This window comes from Microcoleus sp. FACHB-SPT15 (assembly GCF_014849525.1).
In the GTDB taxonomy this organism is placed as follows: Bacteria; Cyanobacteriota; Cyanobacteriia; order Cyanobacteriales; family Coleofasciculaceae; genus Symplocastrum; species Symplocastrum torsivum.
In genome coordinates, this window is the sequence record NZ_JACJNU010000064.1 from 92,133 (window position 1) to 106,957 (window position 14,825).

At 46.6% G+C, this 14,825-nt stretch carries 13 protein-coding genes; 7 read left to right on the plus strand and 6 right to left on the minus strand.

Going from position 1 to position 14,825, the window contains the following annotated elements:
* Positions 1-21: 21 nt before the first annotated feature.
* The 4 genes from murI to H6F98_RS27510 all read right to left on the minus strand — a co-directional run bounded on the left by murI (position 22) and on the right by H6F98_RS27510 (position 5,029).
* Positions 22-870: a glutamate racemase gene (gene murI / locus H6F98_RS27495; protein ID WP_242058734.1), complete on the minus strand. Its 849-nt coding sequence runs from the start codon at positions 868-870 to the stop codon at positions 22-24.
* A gap of 123 nt (positions 871-993) precedes the next feature.
* Complete coding sequence (locus tag H6F98_RS27500) at positions 994-2,496, minus strand: N-acetylmuramoyl-L-alanine amidase (protein ID WP_192221915.1); 1,503 nt, start codon at positions 2,494-2,496, stop codon at positions 994-996.
* Positions 2,497-3,024: 528 nt separating this feature from the next.
* Entirely contained in the window at positions 3,025-4,458 is a 1,434-nt protein-coding gene (locus H6F98_RS27505; RefSeq protein WP_199348992.1) for a cation:proton antiporter, read from the minus strand.
* A gap of 163 nt (positions 4,459-4,621) precedes the next feature.
* On the minus strand, positions 4,622-5,029 hold the full coding sequence (locus H6F98_RS27510) for an EVE domain-containing protein (RefSeq protein WP_192221916.1): 408 nt from the start codon (positions 5,027-5,029) through the stop codon (positions 4,622-4,624).
* Positions 5,030-5,190: 161 nt separating this feature from the next.
* On the opposite strand from H6F98_RS27510, the gene H6F98_RS27515 reads away from it, so the two are divergent.
* Positions 5,191-5,931, plus strand: a complete 741-nt coding sequence (locus tag H6F98_RS27515) for an SIMPL domain-containing protein (protein WP_192221917.1) — start codon at positions 5,191-5,193, stop codon at positions 5,929-5,931.
* Positions 5,932-5,968: 37 nt separating this feature from the next.
* Here H6F98_RS27515 and H6F98_RS27520 read toward each other — a convergent pair whose 3' ends face one another.
* The gene (locus H6F98_RS27520; RefSeq protein ID WP_192221918.1) at positions 5,969-6,334 is read right to left on the minus strand and encodes a single-stranded DNA-binding protein; all 366 of its coding nucleotides are present in this window, start codon (positions 6,332-6,334) and stop codon (positions 5,969-5,971) included.
* 349 nt (positions 6,335-6,683) lie between these two features.
* Here H6F98_RS27520 and H6F98_RS27525 point away from each other — a divergent pair, with 349 nt between their 5' ends.
* From H6F98_RS27525 to mreD, 3 genes are all read left to right on the plus strand, one after another.
* Entirely contained in the window at positions 6,684-7,691 is a 1,008-nt protein-coding gene (locus H6F98_RS27525) for a rod shape-determining protein (protein ID WP_192222034.1), read from the plus strand.
* Positions 7,692-7,805: 114 nt separating this feature from the next.
* Complete coding sequence (mreC, locus tag H6F98_RS27530) at positions 7,806-8,540, plus strand: rod shape-determining protein MreC (RefSeq protein WP_192221919.1); 735 nt, start codon at positions 7,806-7,808, stop codon at positions 8,538-8,540.
* A 63-nt stretch (positions 8,541-8,603) separates the two neighbouring features.
* Complete coding sequence (gene mreD / locus H6F98_RS27535; RefSeq protein ID WP_192221920.1) at positions 8,604-9,149, plus strand: rod shape-determining protein MreD; 546 nt, start codon at positions 8,604-8,606, stop codon at positions 9,147-9,149.
* Between the two features lie 95 nt (positions 9,150-9,244).
* Here mreD and H6F98_RS27540 read toward each other — a convergent pair whose 3' ends face one another.
* On the minus strand, positions 9,245-10,045 hold the full coding sequence (locus H6F98_RS27540; RefSeq protein ID WP_192221921.1) for an HAD family hydrolase: 801 nt from the start codon (positions 10,043-10,045) through the stop codon (positions 9,245-9,247).
* 440 nt (positions 10,046-10,485) lie between these two features.
* Between H6F98_RS27540 and H6F98_RS27545 the strand changes: the two genes are divergently transcribed.
* From H6F98_RS27545 to H6F98_RS27560, 3 genes are all read left to right on the plus strand, one after another.
* Positions 10,486-12,492 carry a serine/threonine-protein kinase gene (locus H6F98_RS27545; protein ID WP_192221922.1) on the plus strand — a complete coding sequence of 669 codons (2,007 nt, stop codon included), beginning with the start codon at positions 10,486-10,488 and terminating at the stop codon, positions 12,490-12,492.
* Positions 12,493-12,728: 236 nt separating this feature from the next.
* Positions 12,729-13,154: a hypothetical protein gene (locus H6F98_RS27555; protein WP_192221924.1), complete on the plus strand. Its 426-nt coding sequence runs from the start codon at positions 12,729-12,731 to the stop codon at positions 13,152-13,154.
* Between the two features lie 11 nt (positions 13,155-13,165).
* Positions 13,166-14,788: a caspase, EACC1-associated type gene (locus tag H6F98_RS27560; RefSeq protein WP_192221925.1), complete on the plus strand. Its 1,623-nt coding sequence runs from the start codon at positions 13,166-13,168 to the stop codon at positions 14,786-14,788.
* The last annotated feature ends 37 nt before the right edge of the window (positions 14,789-14,825 follow it).

A 14,825-nucleotide genomic window follows, 5' to 3' on the forward strand; every position in this document is an offset into this window, starting at 1 on the left:
AGTTTACATGAGCTTGGAATTTTAATCTACTGGTTCTAGCGGAATCGGTGAGGGTGAAGCGGTTGAGAGCTGTATTTTTTCGACGGATGGCGTACACCCCAACCATTGTAGTGACAGTTTTGCAAACTGTTGCGGAGAGCCACTGACACAGAATCGAGTCGGTAGAGGGGACCAAGTATTTTTCAATCCAATCAAATCTAACTCTTGAGCCGCAGCCGACACAACATGTTCTGCTGGATCTACAAGCTTGACATGTGGGGGGAGAATCTCCCGCAGTATAGGTGATAAATGCGGATAGTGAGTACAACCATAAACGAGTGTATCAATTCGCTGCTGTAGCAAAGGAGCTAAGTACTGTTGGGCAACTTCGGCAGTATACGGGTCATACACGCGGTTTTGCTCAACCAATGGTACAAACTCTGGACAGCCAACTTGCCAGACTTGAGCCGTTGCTTCGACTTCCAATATTGCCCGTCGATAAGCATTGCTGGCTGCCGTCGCTGGGGTAGCAATCACCCCAATGCGACGACCTTGCTGAACAGCTGCACGCGCCCCCGGTAGAATTAGCCCCAGAATTGGGAGATTGAACTCACGGCGTAAAGCGTCTAAGGCTAAGGCATCGCTGGTATTACAGGCAAGGACAACCATTTTGACATCCTGTTGCACCATCCAGCTCAAGATCTCAAAGCAAAACTGCACAATTTCCCGACTTGACCTTGTCCCGTAGGGTAGCCGCGCTGTGTCAGCAAAGTAAAGAATCGATTCGTTCGGTAGCTGGCGATAGAGTTCTCTCAGAACAGTGAGACCACCAACGCCACTGTCAAAAACACCGATACGATGCCGTGTTGGTTCTTCTTTTGCCTCAAACAGAGGTTTCAAGCTTTCCTCAACGGAAGGTTTACCAGTGTAGGAGTCGGATGCATTCGCTCGAAGAGAGTCGCTGGGGTAGGAGGCGGGAAAGTTGGACACCGATGTTTGCTTATCTTTTGACGTTTAACTATTCTGCTGAATGTACTGGAGGATACCACGAGCGATCGCTTGTGCAACTTGAGAGCGATAATTAGGGTTTGCTAGTTTCGCGGAATCATCACGACCCGTAAGAAAACCAACTTCCACCAATACAGACGGCATTGAGGATTTTCTTAGCACATAAAACCGTGCCTGTCGAACTCTGCGATCGCCAACATCGACACTTTGTAAAATGCTGTTGTGGATTGTCTGGGCAAGACGCTGACCGCTGGAGTAGTAATACGTCTCTAATCCATTCACATCAGGTCGGCTCATACTGATGGCATTCGCGTGGATGCTAACAAATAAATTAGCATTGGCTCGGTCTGCCATTTGCACCCGTCCTTCAAGGCTGACAAAATAGTCAGATGTTCGGGTCAGCACAGCCTGGACACCCTGTTGCTCCAAAATCGCCGCCACCTCTTGGGAAATCGGCAAAATCACATTTTTCTCTTGTACACCGCCAATGCCAATAGTTCCAGGGTCTTTGCCACCATGTCCTGGATCAATCATGACAACCATACGACCGTTGGGAACACGAGGCATTGAAGCTGGCGGTGTCGCCCTGACTGGTGGTGTTGTCCTCTCTGGCGCTGGCACAGGAATCGCTCCAATCACTTGTGAGGAGCCAGAGCCTCTGCCTGGTTGCAGTTGCAGCGCCAGAAGTTCATCATTAAGCTGATTGAGTTCGCCAATTTGGGTACCTGCACCAGGCTGTACCAAAATCACAACCGTGCGCGGGTCTTGTTGGCGGATTTGAACCCGTGTTAAAGGGCTGTTGGAATCAAGCTCAGGGCCTCTGACTTTATCAGCCAGTTGAGCGCCTTGGATAGTGATTCGATAGGCATTGGCGGCTCGATCCCAAACACTCGTGGCTCTCACCCGTTGATTCGCTCGAATCACCAGTTGAGTCTGATTATTCGCCAGTTCAACCGACTGAATCGTCGCCAATCGACCAGAGGGAACTGTGGGAACCGGTCGATTGGGTGTTCCCGACGAAGGTGGTCTTTGTTGGGAGGATTGATTACCTGAGGAGTTAGTAGCTGGTGGCAGAGGTAATCGGCTTTGTGGTGGTTGGTTGGATGACGGTGCTATCCGCTCAGGTGTTGGTAATTGCACCGACCATTGACTCGATGTTATTCCCCGGAATTTTACCTGTGTTGGATCTAGGGTGTAACCTGGAGCTAATTCAATCACAATCCGAGTGGTCTGATTCTCAAATTGCCCGACTCGAACTTCCCGAATCGCGCCACCTACCCGTTGATTTGCCGTAGGGCGTCCCAGAGCAATCCCTGGTAAATCAATGACTACGCGCGTTGGGTTAGCAATCAGTTGCGCTCTGGGTTGAACCCCAGCATCCGTGGTAAACACCAATCGGTTTTGATTGCTCTCAAAGCGCCAAGTAAGAAGTTGACGTGCTTGTGCAGCAGCGGAAAAAAGAAAAACAGTCAAAAAGCTGGAGAGTATCAGTAGCCAGCGAAATCTCACAATTATTGCTCCTGTTGAAAGCGCGGTGCTGCATCGTTGAGCGGTTTGTCAATTGGCAATGCATCCTACTATCTAGAAGTTACAAGAGTGAAAATGTGACTTGCCACATTTTCTTCCGGTTGTTTGCACAAATCCAAAAGTCCCATTACGCTCTTGTTCCTACCCTGACTCAAGCTTTTTTGCTGCACCCAACAATGCATACCACTAGTTATCTGTCTACTTGGACAGTCAACCCTCTGGGACGTAGACTGGCAAATTTAAGTTTCAGGAAAAATAGTATACACGGGTTTTTCCAAATCAAGAATATCGCTCTAATGTCTGCTGGGTCGATGCAATCCGTTCAATTTGCTCAAAAAATCAGGATTTACAAATTTCTCTTTCGCTTTTTGAGTTGGTTCAACTTCTGCTAACTCTATTGAGTTTTAGCAGTTTGTCCCATCTCGCTCTGCGCTTGCTCCTTTCGAGCCGCTTCGCTAACTCCAAAGCTGCTGCGCTTCGCCCAATCGCATGAAGAACTCGCTGACACGATCAAACCGACTCTTCTGATGAGGTAGTATCCGACTCTGACTCCTGAAACACAAGCCGCAGCAAGGGAGGAGCAATAAAAGTGGTCAAAATGACCATCATAATAATCGCTGCCTCAGTGGATTCTGTTAGTGCCCCACTCGCTGAGCCGACACCCGCAAAAACCAACCCCACTTCGCCTCTAGGAATCATCCCAACTCCAATAGCTAGCCGATTGATTCCGGGTTGACCAAACACTGACAAACCAGTAACTACCTTACCGATGATCGCGACCACAATCAGGAAAATTGCTAAAATCAAGCCTTCCCGATTGCTAGGAATCGCTGGATTTAGAACACCCAAGTCAGTTTTTGCACCCACGGTTACAAAGAAAATCGGCACCAAAATATCGGCAACGGGAATCACCTGTTCTTCCAAATCACGGCGCTTATCTGTCTCTGCTAGAACAAGTCCCGCTGCAAAGGCTCCCAAAATTGCTTCTAATTGAATAGCCGCAGCAACATAAGACAGGAGAAAGGCAAAAATCAGTGCAGTCAGCAACAGCTGACCACGAGTCTTCATCTGATTGACTAACGCGACGAAATAAGGTCCTAAGAAGCGACCTATTAAAATTGAACCAACTAGGAAGACACTAGCGCTAATAATCAGATAGATAACGTTGCTGATGACGATTTCGCCTGTCTTGGCTAAACTCGCGACAACTGCCAAGACAATGATGCCTAAAACATCATCAAGAACGGCAGCGCCAATAATAATCTGACCTTCTTTGGAACTAAGACGCCCGATTTCTGCTAAGACTTTCGCTGTAATGCCGATACTTGTTGCCGTTAACGCTGCACCAGCAAAAATGGCAGGTACAACTGGAATGCCAAATAGATAAATTAAACCAGCAGTTCCAGCCGCAAAGGGGACAACTACGCCAACAACAGCAACAACTGCCGCTTGAGGACCAACACGAATGAGTTCTTGGAGATCGGACTCCAGACCAATTTCAAACAACAGAATTACTACACCCAGTTCAGCTAAGACTGAAATGACTTCGCTCTGAGCCTGAAATACTGATAGAGCTGAGTCTGGGCTGAGACCAGCGGTCGCTTGCAGAATATTTATAATTAGAGAGTCAGTACCGCCTGCGCCGCCTTCCGGAAAAACTAATAGGTGTAAGGCAGATACTCCAACAACGACACCGCCTACTAGTTCCCCTAATACAGGTGGTAGGTTAATCCGAGCGCAAAGTTCACCCCCTACTTTGCTCGCGAAGTAGATGACGACTAAACTCAGCAGCACTCCTGCCAATATTAGTGAACTGCTTTCTGCTTCGTTGGTAGCTGCCGCTGCAAGTAGCGACTGTGGAGTATACAAAGAGGGGAGCGAGTAGGTTGGGTCAAAAAAATTTACCCAGGCAGTTGCATCAGCCATTAGTTGCGAAGAAATCATTCTTTCTACTCTACAAGCTTCTTAATAGAATCAAGCCTTTATCGGGCTTGTTCTGTTTTCTGTTAAATTTGATACCAAAACTTCACTCCGCTGAGGTTTAAGAGTCGGGCAACAACCTATCCGAGCGGTCAAGAGTGCTAATGAGCGAACCTTGTGTTCATGTTTATTCGCCAGCAAGTTGTAAAATTTGCTGCCAATACTCAACAGGCACAGGGACAACCGAAAGCCGGGGCAAGCGGATGAGGTCAAAATCAGTCAAGTTATTATTTTGCTTGATCTGGGCTAGGGTAACGGGTTGGGGTAGCGATCGCACAGCTTGGATGTCCACGACGACGAGTTTAGGATTATTGCGTGCGGGATCAGGATAAGGCAGAGTCACAACTTCAGCAACCCCAACCACCTGCCGCTCTTTACCCGTGTGATAAATGAACGCTTTGTCTCTTGGTTGCATTGTGCGGAGATGTTTGAGAGCAAGGGGATTTTTGACCCCATTCCAAACGGCGCGTCCCTCTTGCTCTAAATTGGCGTAGGAATAATCTTGAGGTTCGCTTTTGAGTAGCCAGTAAGCCATCAGTTAAAGAGTAGTAGCGGTTAGATCACTCAGCCACAGTACCTCAGTTGCTAAAACTGTAACTACTTCAAATCTCAACTCACTACCGTGGCACAGTAGAAGCCTAAGTAGCTCTGCCTTGCAGAGTTATGTCATCTCTCAAGTGAGGAGAATCTATTCCTATGACTCAAGCGTTTCTATCTGGTTGCTGCTCTAAAGTTGCTGGGCGGTTACAGACGATTTCCCTATTGGTAGGGCTTTTGACTCTGTCGTTGAGCAATCCAGCGATCGCACAAGAAAGACTCTTACGCACCCTAACTGTTACAGGTCGAGGTGTTGAAACGATTCCAGCAACAGCAACACAAGTACAGTTAGGTGTTGAGGTTCAGGGAGAAACCGCTACTGGCGTTCAGCAGGAAGTGGCACGTCGATCTGCTTCGGTTGTCGAGTTATTGCGATCGCGTAATGTAGAAAAGTTACAAACAACTGGTGTTCGGCTCAACCCAATTTATAGCTACGAGAACAACGTGCAACGCCTCACCAGTTATTCGGCTGCCAATACAGTGAGCTTTCGCACGTCTACCGAGCAAGCGGGTACGCTCTTAGATGATGCCGTCAAAGCTGGGGCAACACGGATTGATAGCGTGAGCTTTACCGCCGCTGATGAAGCGATCGCAGCTGCTCAACAACAAGCCCTTCGCGAAGCTACTCAGGATGCTCAAAGGCAAGCCGATGCGGTTTTGAGTAGCTTAAATCTGAGTCGGAAGGAGGTTGTTAACATTCAAGTTAACGGAGCTACCCCACCCCCACCAATGCCTGTATTGGAAAGAGCGGCTTTTGCTAGCGATCAAGTAGCTAACACGCCAATCATTGGCGGTGAGCAAGAAGTACAAGCCTCAGTAACGCTGCAAATTAGCTACTAATCCAGGAGTGGGGAAATAAAGAAGAGAAAACTCTTCCTTAAAACTCTGCATCGTTGTAGCCATCCACAGCACTAGAATCTGTATCCCGCTTGGAGCCTAACAAATCTAGTCGATCTACTTTAATGATTGGCTTAGAGCGATTGGCTCCAGTTGCGCGATCGCTCCACGTCTCAATCTTCAGGGCACCTTGTACGCCAATTAAACTACCCTTGCGTACATAGTTAGCCGCTACTTCCGCCGTCTTACCCCATAGCTCTAAATTGAACCAATCCGGCTGATCGTTATTGCGACTACGACGGTTCACGGCTAGCGTTAGATTACACTTAACACTACCAGACTCAAAATACTTGACATCTGGGTCTCCACCCACGCGACCAACTAAATTGACAACATTAAGGCTCATATTTTTTAGTACAAGTGTACTGATAGTGTAAATAATATTTTAGCGAATCAGCGCAAATCTCAGGCAATCACTAACTTTCTTTGAGTTATCCAAACTTTTGGTAAGGAACGAATATACTCGATTTTACTTTCTCCGGATGACAGATTCTCGACGCTGAATGATACTTTCAACTTAGTTGTTGATGATTTGTGTGAATGAATTGCTCTACCTCACTAGACTCAGCTCAAGAAACGTAATAGAATCCACCTCGGTTACGGTTCAGTTACATTTTGGTCATACACAGCAACATTTGACTTTGGGGGCGTAGAAACGAGTGGGTCTTTTCAGTCGCTTTTCCCTATCACGGGACATGGGTATAGACCTGGGTACTGCTAACACTTTAGTATATGTATCCGGTAAAGGCATTGTGCTACAAGAGCCTTCCGTAGTCGCCATGGACCAAGACTTAAAAGTTCCGCTAGCCGTGGGTGAGGATGCGAAAAAAATGTTGGGCAGAACCCCAGGTAATGTGGTTGCCCTTCGTCCTCTCCGCGATGGCGTGATAGCCGACTTTGATACCGCAGAATTGATGCTTAAGCATTTTATTCGGCGAGTTCATGAAGGCAGAACTTTGGTTTCACCACGGATTGTCATTGGCATTCCCAGTGGTGTTACAGGTGTCGAACGACGGGCGGTAATGGAAGCAGCATCTCAAGCAGGGGCAAGAGATGTCTACTTGATTGATGAACCAGTAGCAGCAGCGATTGGTGCTGGGCTACCGGTAGCAGAGCCAACAGGCAACATGATCATTGATATTGGCGGCGGCACAACCGAAGTGGCGGTGCTTAGCTTACAAGGAACGGTCTTAAGTGAATCCGTCCGTGTTGCCGGAGATGAACTGAGTGAATCAATCACCCAGTACATGAAGAAGGTTCATAACTTGGTAATTGGGGAACGTACCTCTGAAGAAATCAAAATTCAGATTGGTTCAGCTTACCCAACTCATAACGATGATGATGTCAACTTAGAGGTGCGGGGCTTACACCTCCTCTCTGGTTTGCCACGAACAGTCACAATCAAAGGACCAGAAATCCGTGAAAGTATGTCCGAACCGCTTTCAGTGATTGTTGACGCAGTGAAACGCACGCTAGAGCGGACACCTCCGGAGCTAGCAGCAGACATTATCGACAGGGGCATTATGCTAGCCGGTGGTGGCGCATTGCTGAAGGGACTAGATACCCTCATCAGCCATGAAACCGGAATTGTGACTCATGTAGCTGCCGATCCTCTAAGTTGCGTGGTTTTGGGAACTGGTCGAGTTCTGGAGAATTTCAAACAACTAGAGCGGGTGTTCAGTGGACGTTCCCGCCATCTATAGTGGTCAGCGAGCAAATGTTAGCCTTGAGGAGTCTTGTTCTTAGCCAAATGAGTCGTCTACCTGCACGTTCGGAACTCACAAGTCAGCTAAATGCTGGCTATTGATAGATAAGCTATGTTTATACTACGTCGCTGGTGGGATCGACATGGGGTAGCCATTGTGCTGGGAGGACTAACGTTGAGTGCTGCCTGGTTGGTTCGCCAAACTCAAGGGGCAGCACTCTTTGAGGCTTACCAATTAATGACTCGTCCCTTCCAGTTAAGTCCAACACCAGAAGAGCGCCTCACCAACGCGCGAGTCTTGGAACTACAGCAGCAGTTAGTCGAACTTGAAAGCCAAAACCAGAAGCTAAAAGAGCTACTGGATTATGCAAAAACTCAGAAACAGCAAGGGATTGTTTCTCCAGTCATCGGACGTAGTGCTGATCATTGGTGGCAACAGGTAACTCTTGGTCGAGGGAGCGGGCATGGAATCAAGGTTGGCTTTATTGTGATGGGATCTGGCGGTTTAGTGGGTCGAGTTGTTAGTGTGACACCCAATAGCAGCCGTGTCTTACTAATCAGCGATGCTACGAGTCATGTAGGTGCAGTAGTTAGCCGCAGTCGCAGTATGGGTTTTCTACGAGGACAAGGGTCTAATCGGGCTGTACTACAGTTTTTTGATAAGGTGCCAGATGTTCGTCGTGGTGATGTTGTGTCAACCTCGCCTGTAAGCAAGCTTTTCCCCCCCGGCTTGCCGTTAGGGCGGGTAGAGTCTGTAAATCTTGACAAAAGTCCTGCTCCAGAGGCAGTAATTGAGCTAACTGCACCCGTTAGTTACCTGGAGTGGGTCGTTGTCTATCCTGAATGAACAGTCATTAATCATTAGTCCTTTACTAATGACTGGTGACTAACGACTAATGATTAACGACCAATGAACAACGTTTCTCAGTTTTCACCCTGGGCTCGTCAAATTATTAATTGGGCAGTGACTGCTGCTTCGGTCATCCTCTGCTTGATAGTCTTACCAGCACGCTTACCGGGGATGGAATTGCTGGGAATCGCTCCAAATTGGCTCTTGATTTGGGTTGTTGCTTGGAGCCTCAAACGGACAGCCCTTCAGGGTGCATTAGCAGGGCTAGTACTAGGGCTGATTCAAGATGGCATGACTTCACCCCACCCAACTCATGTTTTAAGTCTTGCGTTAGTAGGAATCTTGACGGGTCGAATTCAGAAGGAGCGCTATATTCAGGAAGATTTTATTTCGGTGGCATTAATTGTTTTTGGGATGGCGGTGGTTGGAGAGACTGTAACCGCGATTCAATACAGTCTTCTTGGTGATCGCACTCTTGCAGAAATTTGGACTGATCATCAGCGTATTGCCCTCTCCTCAGCGATTCTCAGTAGCCTCTGGGCACCTGTTGTTTACTATCCGCTCAATCGTTGGTGGGAGCAGATGAAGTTAGTTGAGCAACCGTAGGGATCGGATAAAACGTCTTTCGCGTTCAACGTTATTCTCTCGTTGTCAGTAGTCAGTGGTCGCTCGTGATTGGAGAGTGTTGACTACTGAAGTTTCTATCCTCGACCTGAGCGAACACTCTCTAAAATGTCATGGGCAGCCGCCAATAAGTCGCTATGGACGCGAGTCGGCTGAAATTGCTTGAGGTAGTAGTGGGAACGAATACCGCAGGTGAGCGCGATTGTAGGAATCCCAAGGGTTTGCCCTGCGATCAGGTCGGCTTCTGTATCGCCTACCATCCACGCTGATGTGGGATGACCAGCTAGTAGAGATTGTTCAGCGAGTGCTTGGCTTAGCAGTTGTGTTTTCCCATCAGCATAATTTTGATAAGCCGCATCGCGATCGCAGGTTCCGTAGATGCCGCTGAATAGCCGAGTCAAGCCATAATTTCTTAGGATTTGAGTGGCTTGTGCCTGACAACGTAACGTCACTAACACCAACCGCACACCTTGAGAATGCAGCAATGCTAACGCCCAACTTACTCCGGGCTGAAGCTTATCTTGACTCAACAAGGCAGGCTGATTCACAATCTCAATCACTCGCCCCAAAAAGAAATCAATTTGCTCTCCGTGTAAACCTGAGCGCATTGCAATTTCTACATCCGGCACACGATCTTGCTTCATCTGCCAGAACTGATGTTTAGTAAGCTGCTGGATGGGCAAGCTAATGCCTTGGACTTGATAGAACGCTTGGGTATCAGCTAACCCTAACTGATAGGTGGTGTAGTAGCGATTGGAAACGTCAATGATAGGACCATCAAAATCGCAGAATACCGTTAGCTGTTGCGATGAAGGAACAGGGTTCTGATGCTGATAGCATTGGGGTGGTTGCAAGTCTGAGGCAGCAACGCCGATCATAAATCTTTACTCAGCTAGGCTTTTTGAAATGGTTCTTTACAGATTAACAGTTTCAACATGAATTTTAGTGCAGTTTGTTCAACCTTTATGATTAGACAAACCTATGTTGAAAATAGGGATTAAGCATTAGGTACTAGAACGTTTGCTCAGTAACTAGTGCAAGAAGGCAGAAGATAGGAGGCAGAGAGCAGAAGGGAAGAAAGCTTGCACAGTAAGCTTTTCAAACTTTTTTAACGGGATAGTTATTTCCGCCGTGCTGCACTATTCACCCGTCCCTAGGCCCCCGAACGGGAAGTTATGTTAATTAGAGCCTACCCACTGAGTTAGGCGAAAATCTCTGAAGACGCAAAGCCTCAAAATTTGTAATATTTCCTACCGTAGATGATTAGCAAACCCCATCTTACTATTGGGATACAACCATTACCTGTAGGGTAGTAGCCATGAGCTACTGTATCAATCCTAGATGTCCTCAGCCTAGTGACCCAGGCAACCTTAACAATCGCGTTTGTCGCAACTGTGGGTCAGATTTATTACTGCAAGGGCGCTATCAAGTCATGCGTCTTTTGAGTGATAACAGTGGCTTTGGCAAAGTTTATGAAGCCTATAATGGCGCGATTCCCAAAATTCTAAAAGTCCTCAAACCAAAGCATAACGATAACCCCAGAGTTATCGAGCTATTCCAACAAGAGGCAGCCGTATTAAGCCAGCTCAATCATCCTGGTATCCCTAGAGTCGAGCCAGATGGGTACTTCCAGTTTCTGCCCAGAAATCACGATGAGCCAGTACACTGCATCATCATGGAAAAAATTGATGGTCCTGACTTAAGGCAGTGGATGAAACAGCAAGGCAATCATCCAATTACCGAGAAGCAAGCGCTTAACTGGCTCAAACAGATAGCACAGATTCTGCATCTCGTTCATCAAAAAAATTACTTCCATCGTGATATTAAACCAACGAACATCATGCTCCGCGCCTCTGGGCAACTGGTACTTATTGACTTTGGTACCGCTAGAGAATTGACAGCTACTTACCTAGCTGATGTTGGTGGTTCTGGTAATGTTACCAAAATTAGTTCTGCTGGCTACACACCTCCAGAACAAGAAATGGGTCATGCTGTACCGCAATCAGATTTCTATGCATTAGGACGTACTTTTGTCTATTTGCTCACAGGCAAAGAAGCAATAGATCAAATGATTTATGATCCTTTAACAGGTAAATTTAATTGGCGAAAATATGCTCTGGATGTTTCCCAACGATTAGCCGATTTTATTGATAAGCTAATGGCTCCGGCAGCAGCCGATCGACCGAAAAATACACAAGAGATTTTAGAGGAATTAGCTAATATTTCTCAAGAATTATCTCAGCCTCAGAACCTAACTAACCTAGATGAAACTACTACAAGTCAAGCATCTGTAGAGAACTTGCCTTCAAAAAGTAGAGAAAATCCTAACAAGTTTATAAATTTTCAAGGAAAATGGCTTCTTGGATGGGTAGTTGGTCTCTCTGTCGGATTAGGAGGATACGGAACTTGGCAAATTTACCAAAGCTATAATCCGAAAGCTCTCTCTCTCGTTACCACTATTGATGGGCATTCTAGCTATGTTAATTACCTCTTAATCAGTGCTGATGGTAAGGCATTAGTGAGTAGTAGCGCGGATAAGAAGATTAAGGTTTGGGATTTCATTAGTGGAAAAGAAATCCGAACTATTCTCGAATACTCTATACCAATTAATTACTTTGCAATCAGTCCGGATTGGGAAACTATTGTTACTGGTGGCACTAACCAGACCCTAAAAATATGGGACTTTAGCACAGGAAAAGAACTTCGCACCCTGACTGGACATTCTAGCTATGTTAATTACATTACTATTAGCCCGGATGGCAAGAAATTAGCAAGTGGTAGTGCGGATAAGACCCTAAAAATATGGGACTTTAGCACAGGAAAAGAACTTCGCACCCTGACTGGACATTCTAGCTATGTTAATTACGTTGTTATTAGCCCAGATGGTCAACGATTAGCGAGCGCTAGTGCTGACAATACCATCAAAATTTGGAATTTCGCTACGGGAAAAGAACTCTACACTCTCACTGGACATTCAGGCTCGGTTAATTGGCTAGCAATTAGCCCAGATGGTCATAAATTAGTCAGTTCCAGTGCTGACAATACAGTCAAAATCTGGGATTTCACGACTGGGAAAGAAGTTCGTACTCTTAGCGGGCATTCTAGCTCAGTTAGACCCCTTGCGATTAGTCCAGATGGCAAGAAACTCGTGAGTGCTAGTGCTGACAATATGATTAAAATTTGGGATTTCGCTACGGGAAAAGAAATCTATACCTTCATGGGTCATTCGAGTTCAGTAAATTCCTTGGCGATTAGTCCGGATGGCAAGAAGTTAGTGAGTGCTAGTGCTGACAATACGATTAAAGTTTGGCAAATGCCGAAGTAATAGTTATCGTGGTTTGGGGAAGCGGGGGGAGAGAAATGTATCTCTTTGGATTAAGTCTGTGTAAGGAGAGTTTTTACTTGATAGGCTGTCAGGTTTGAAGAAGCAAGGAATGCGATCGCGATTTTTGCCAACGCCTCTACCCAAAAAGCGACACTTCATATTCCACAACGCCGTTTGTGAGCAGCCAAGATTTCGCTAGGCTTGTAGTGAATAATAGCCAGGATAAAAGGTGGGGAATGGCGAGTACATCCAACGTTCAAGTAACGATCGCTCCGAAAGGTTCTGCTGAATTAGATGTCAGGCTTGATTTGAGTAATTCTGTTCCTGATTTCGATCCTGAAGAACTGGAAACACTCACTCAGCGTCTGTTTCAACAAATGGGTGAGTTGGATGAAGTCGAGCAAGTGTCTCGCGTACCCGATCCCAACCCACCCGCAGGCAGCAAGCCCCTAGATGCAGCATTTTTGGTCGGATTGCTCACGGCTGAAGTCAATGCCAAAAATATCAAGGCACTACTGGACTTTATCTGGGAACGGCTGTCTGGGAAGCCGATTGAGCTAAAAGTAGAAGACAATGGTAGAAAACTAGAGATTACAGCTTACTCTCAGCAAGAGTTAGCTGCCGCTGTTGAGGCAGCCAAGGATTTTTTAGCATCAAATTAGGACAGTTGTAGATGGCTAAATTGGCACTGCTGATTGGTGTCAGCCAGTATGGAGCGGGTTTCAACCAACTTCCTGCTGCTGTAAAAGATGTGGAAGCAATGCAGCGTGTTTTGCTGCATCCAGATCTGGGCGATTTTGATGAAGTCTCGCCACTTCTCGATCCTGAACCGCAGGAGATGGGGACAGCAATCGAGCATTTGTTTGGAGGTCGTAGACGGGATGACCTCTTATTGCTGTTTTTCTCTGGTCACGGTGTTAAGGATGAAAATGGCAACCTCTACTTGGCAAGTCGCGCTACTCGCAAAAATGAGTGGGGAGGATTAGTTCGGTCAAGTGCGATCGCAGCGAGGTTTGTCCAAGAGATAATGGCTGATAGCCGTGCAAATCGACAGGTAGTGATTCTCGACTGTTGCTTTAGTGGTGCATTTGCTGAAGGCTTGGTTGCCAAAGATGACAGTTCAGTCGATGTGAAAAGACAACTGGGTGGAGAAGGACGGGTTGTCCTTACCTCTTCAACATCTACTCAATACTCGTTTGAGCAGCAAGGCTCAGATCTCTCGGTTTACACCCGTTACTTAGTCGAGGGGATTGAGACAGGAGCAGCAGATTTAGATGAAGATGATGTGATTTCGGTAGATGAGCTGCATGAGTACGCAAATATCAAAGTCCAGAAAGCGGCTCCAGCAATGAAACCAGAAATTTATACCGTTAAGGAAGGGTATAAAATCATCATCGCCAAAGTCTCTACGGGCGACCCCAAGCTGAAGTATCGCAAAGAAGTAGAGCGTTATGTCCATGCTGGAAGAATTTCTCCGGTGGGTCGTAGAATCTTGAATGCAAGACGAGAAAGCTTTGGACTTTCACCTGAGGAAGCATCGATCATTGAAGCGGAAGTTATTAAGCCTTACCGAGAGTACAAGAAAAAATTGCACGAGTATGAGCAGGCGCTAATCGAGGCAATTCAGCATGAAAACCCACTAAGTGACTACACCCGCAATGAGTTGAAGGACTTACAGCAGGTTTTGAGTCTTAGGAATGAAGATGTAGCGCCGATTGAAATGCGGTTCAATGCTCTGGTAAGCTACCTTCCTGCTCAAGACTCAAACGTCACTGAATTGGCGCGTGTCGATCTTGATAATCAGTTAAAAAATCTAACGGATAACCTTGATTCTGAGCGGGAAGTAGACTACACACGACTACGTGATCTACTTGCCCAAGGAAAATGGCAGAAGGCTGACCGAGAAACTGAAGCGGCAATGCTCAAGGCATCCGGTCGTGAAGACGAAGGCTGGCTGCGAGAAGAAGACATGCAATCCTTCCCTTGTCAAGATCTGCGTACTATTGACCAACTATGGGTAAAGTACAGCAACGGACGCTTTGGCTTTAGTACCCAAAAGCGTATTTGGCAGACTATTGAGGAGACGACTCAGAACGCTGATGTAGAAACGTGGAAATATTTTGGCGACAATGTTGGCTGGCGTCTACAAGACTCCTGGGTTGGCTATAAAAACTTGATTTTTACACTTGATGCACCCGAAGGTCATTTGCCGGGATGGGTATTTGTGAGTGGGTTTGTCGCTGGTGGCTTCTTTGGGAGTGGTCTTTTTGATCGTGTAGAGAATTGTGGGTTGTAAGATAAGTGGCTGACAGGAAAGATGCCTATGATTTAAT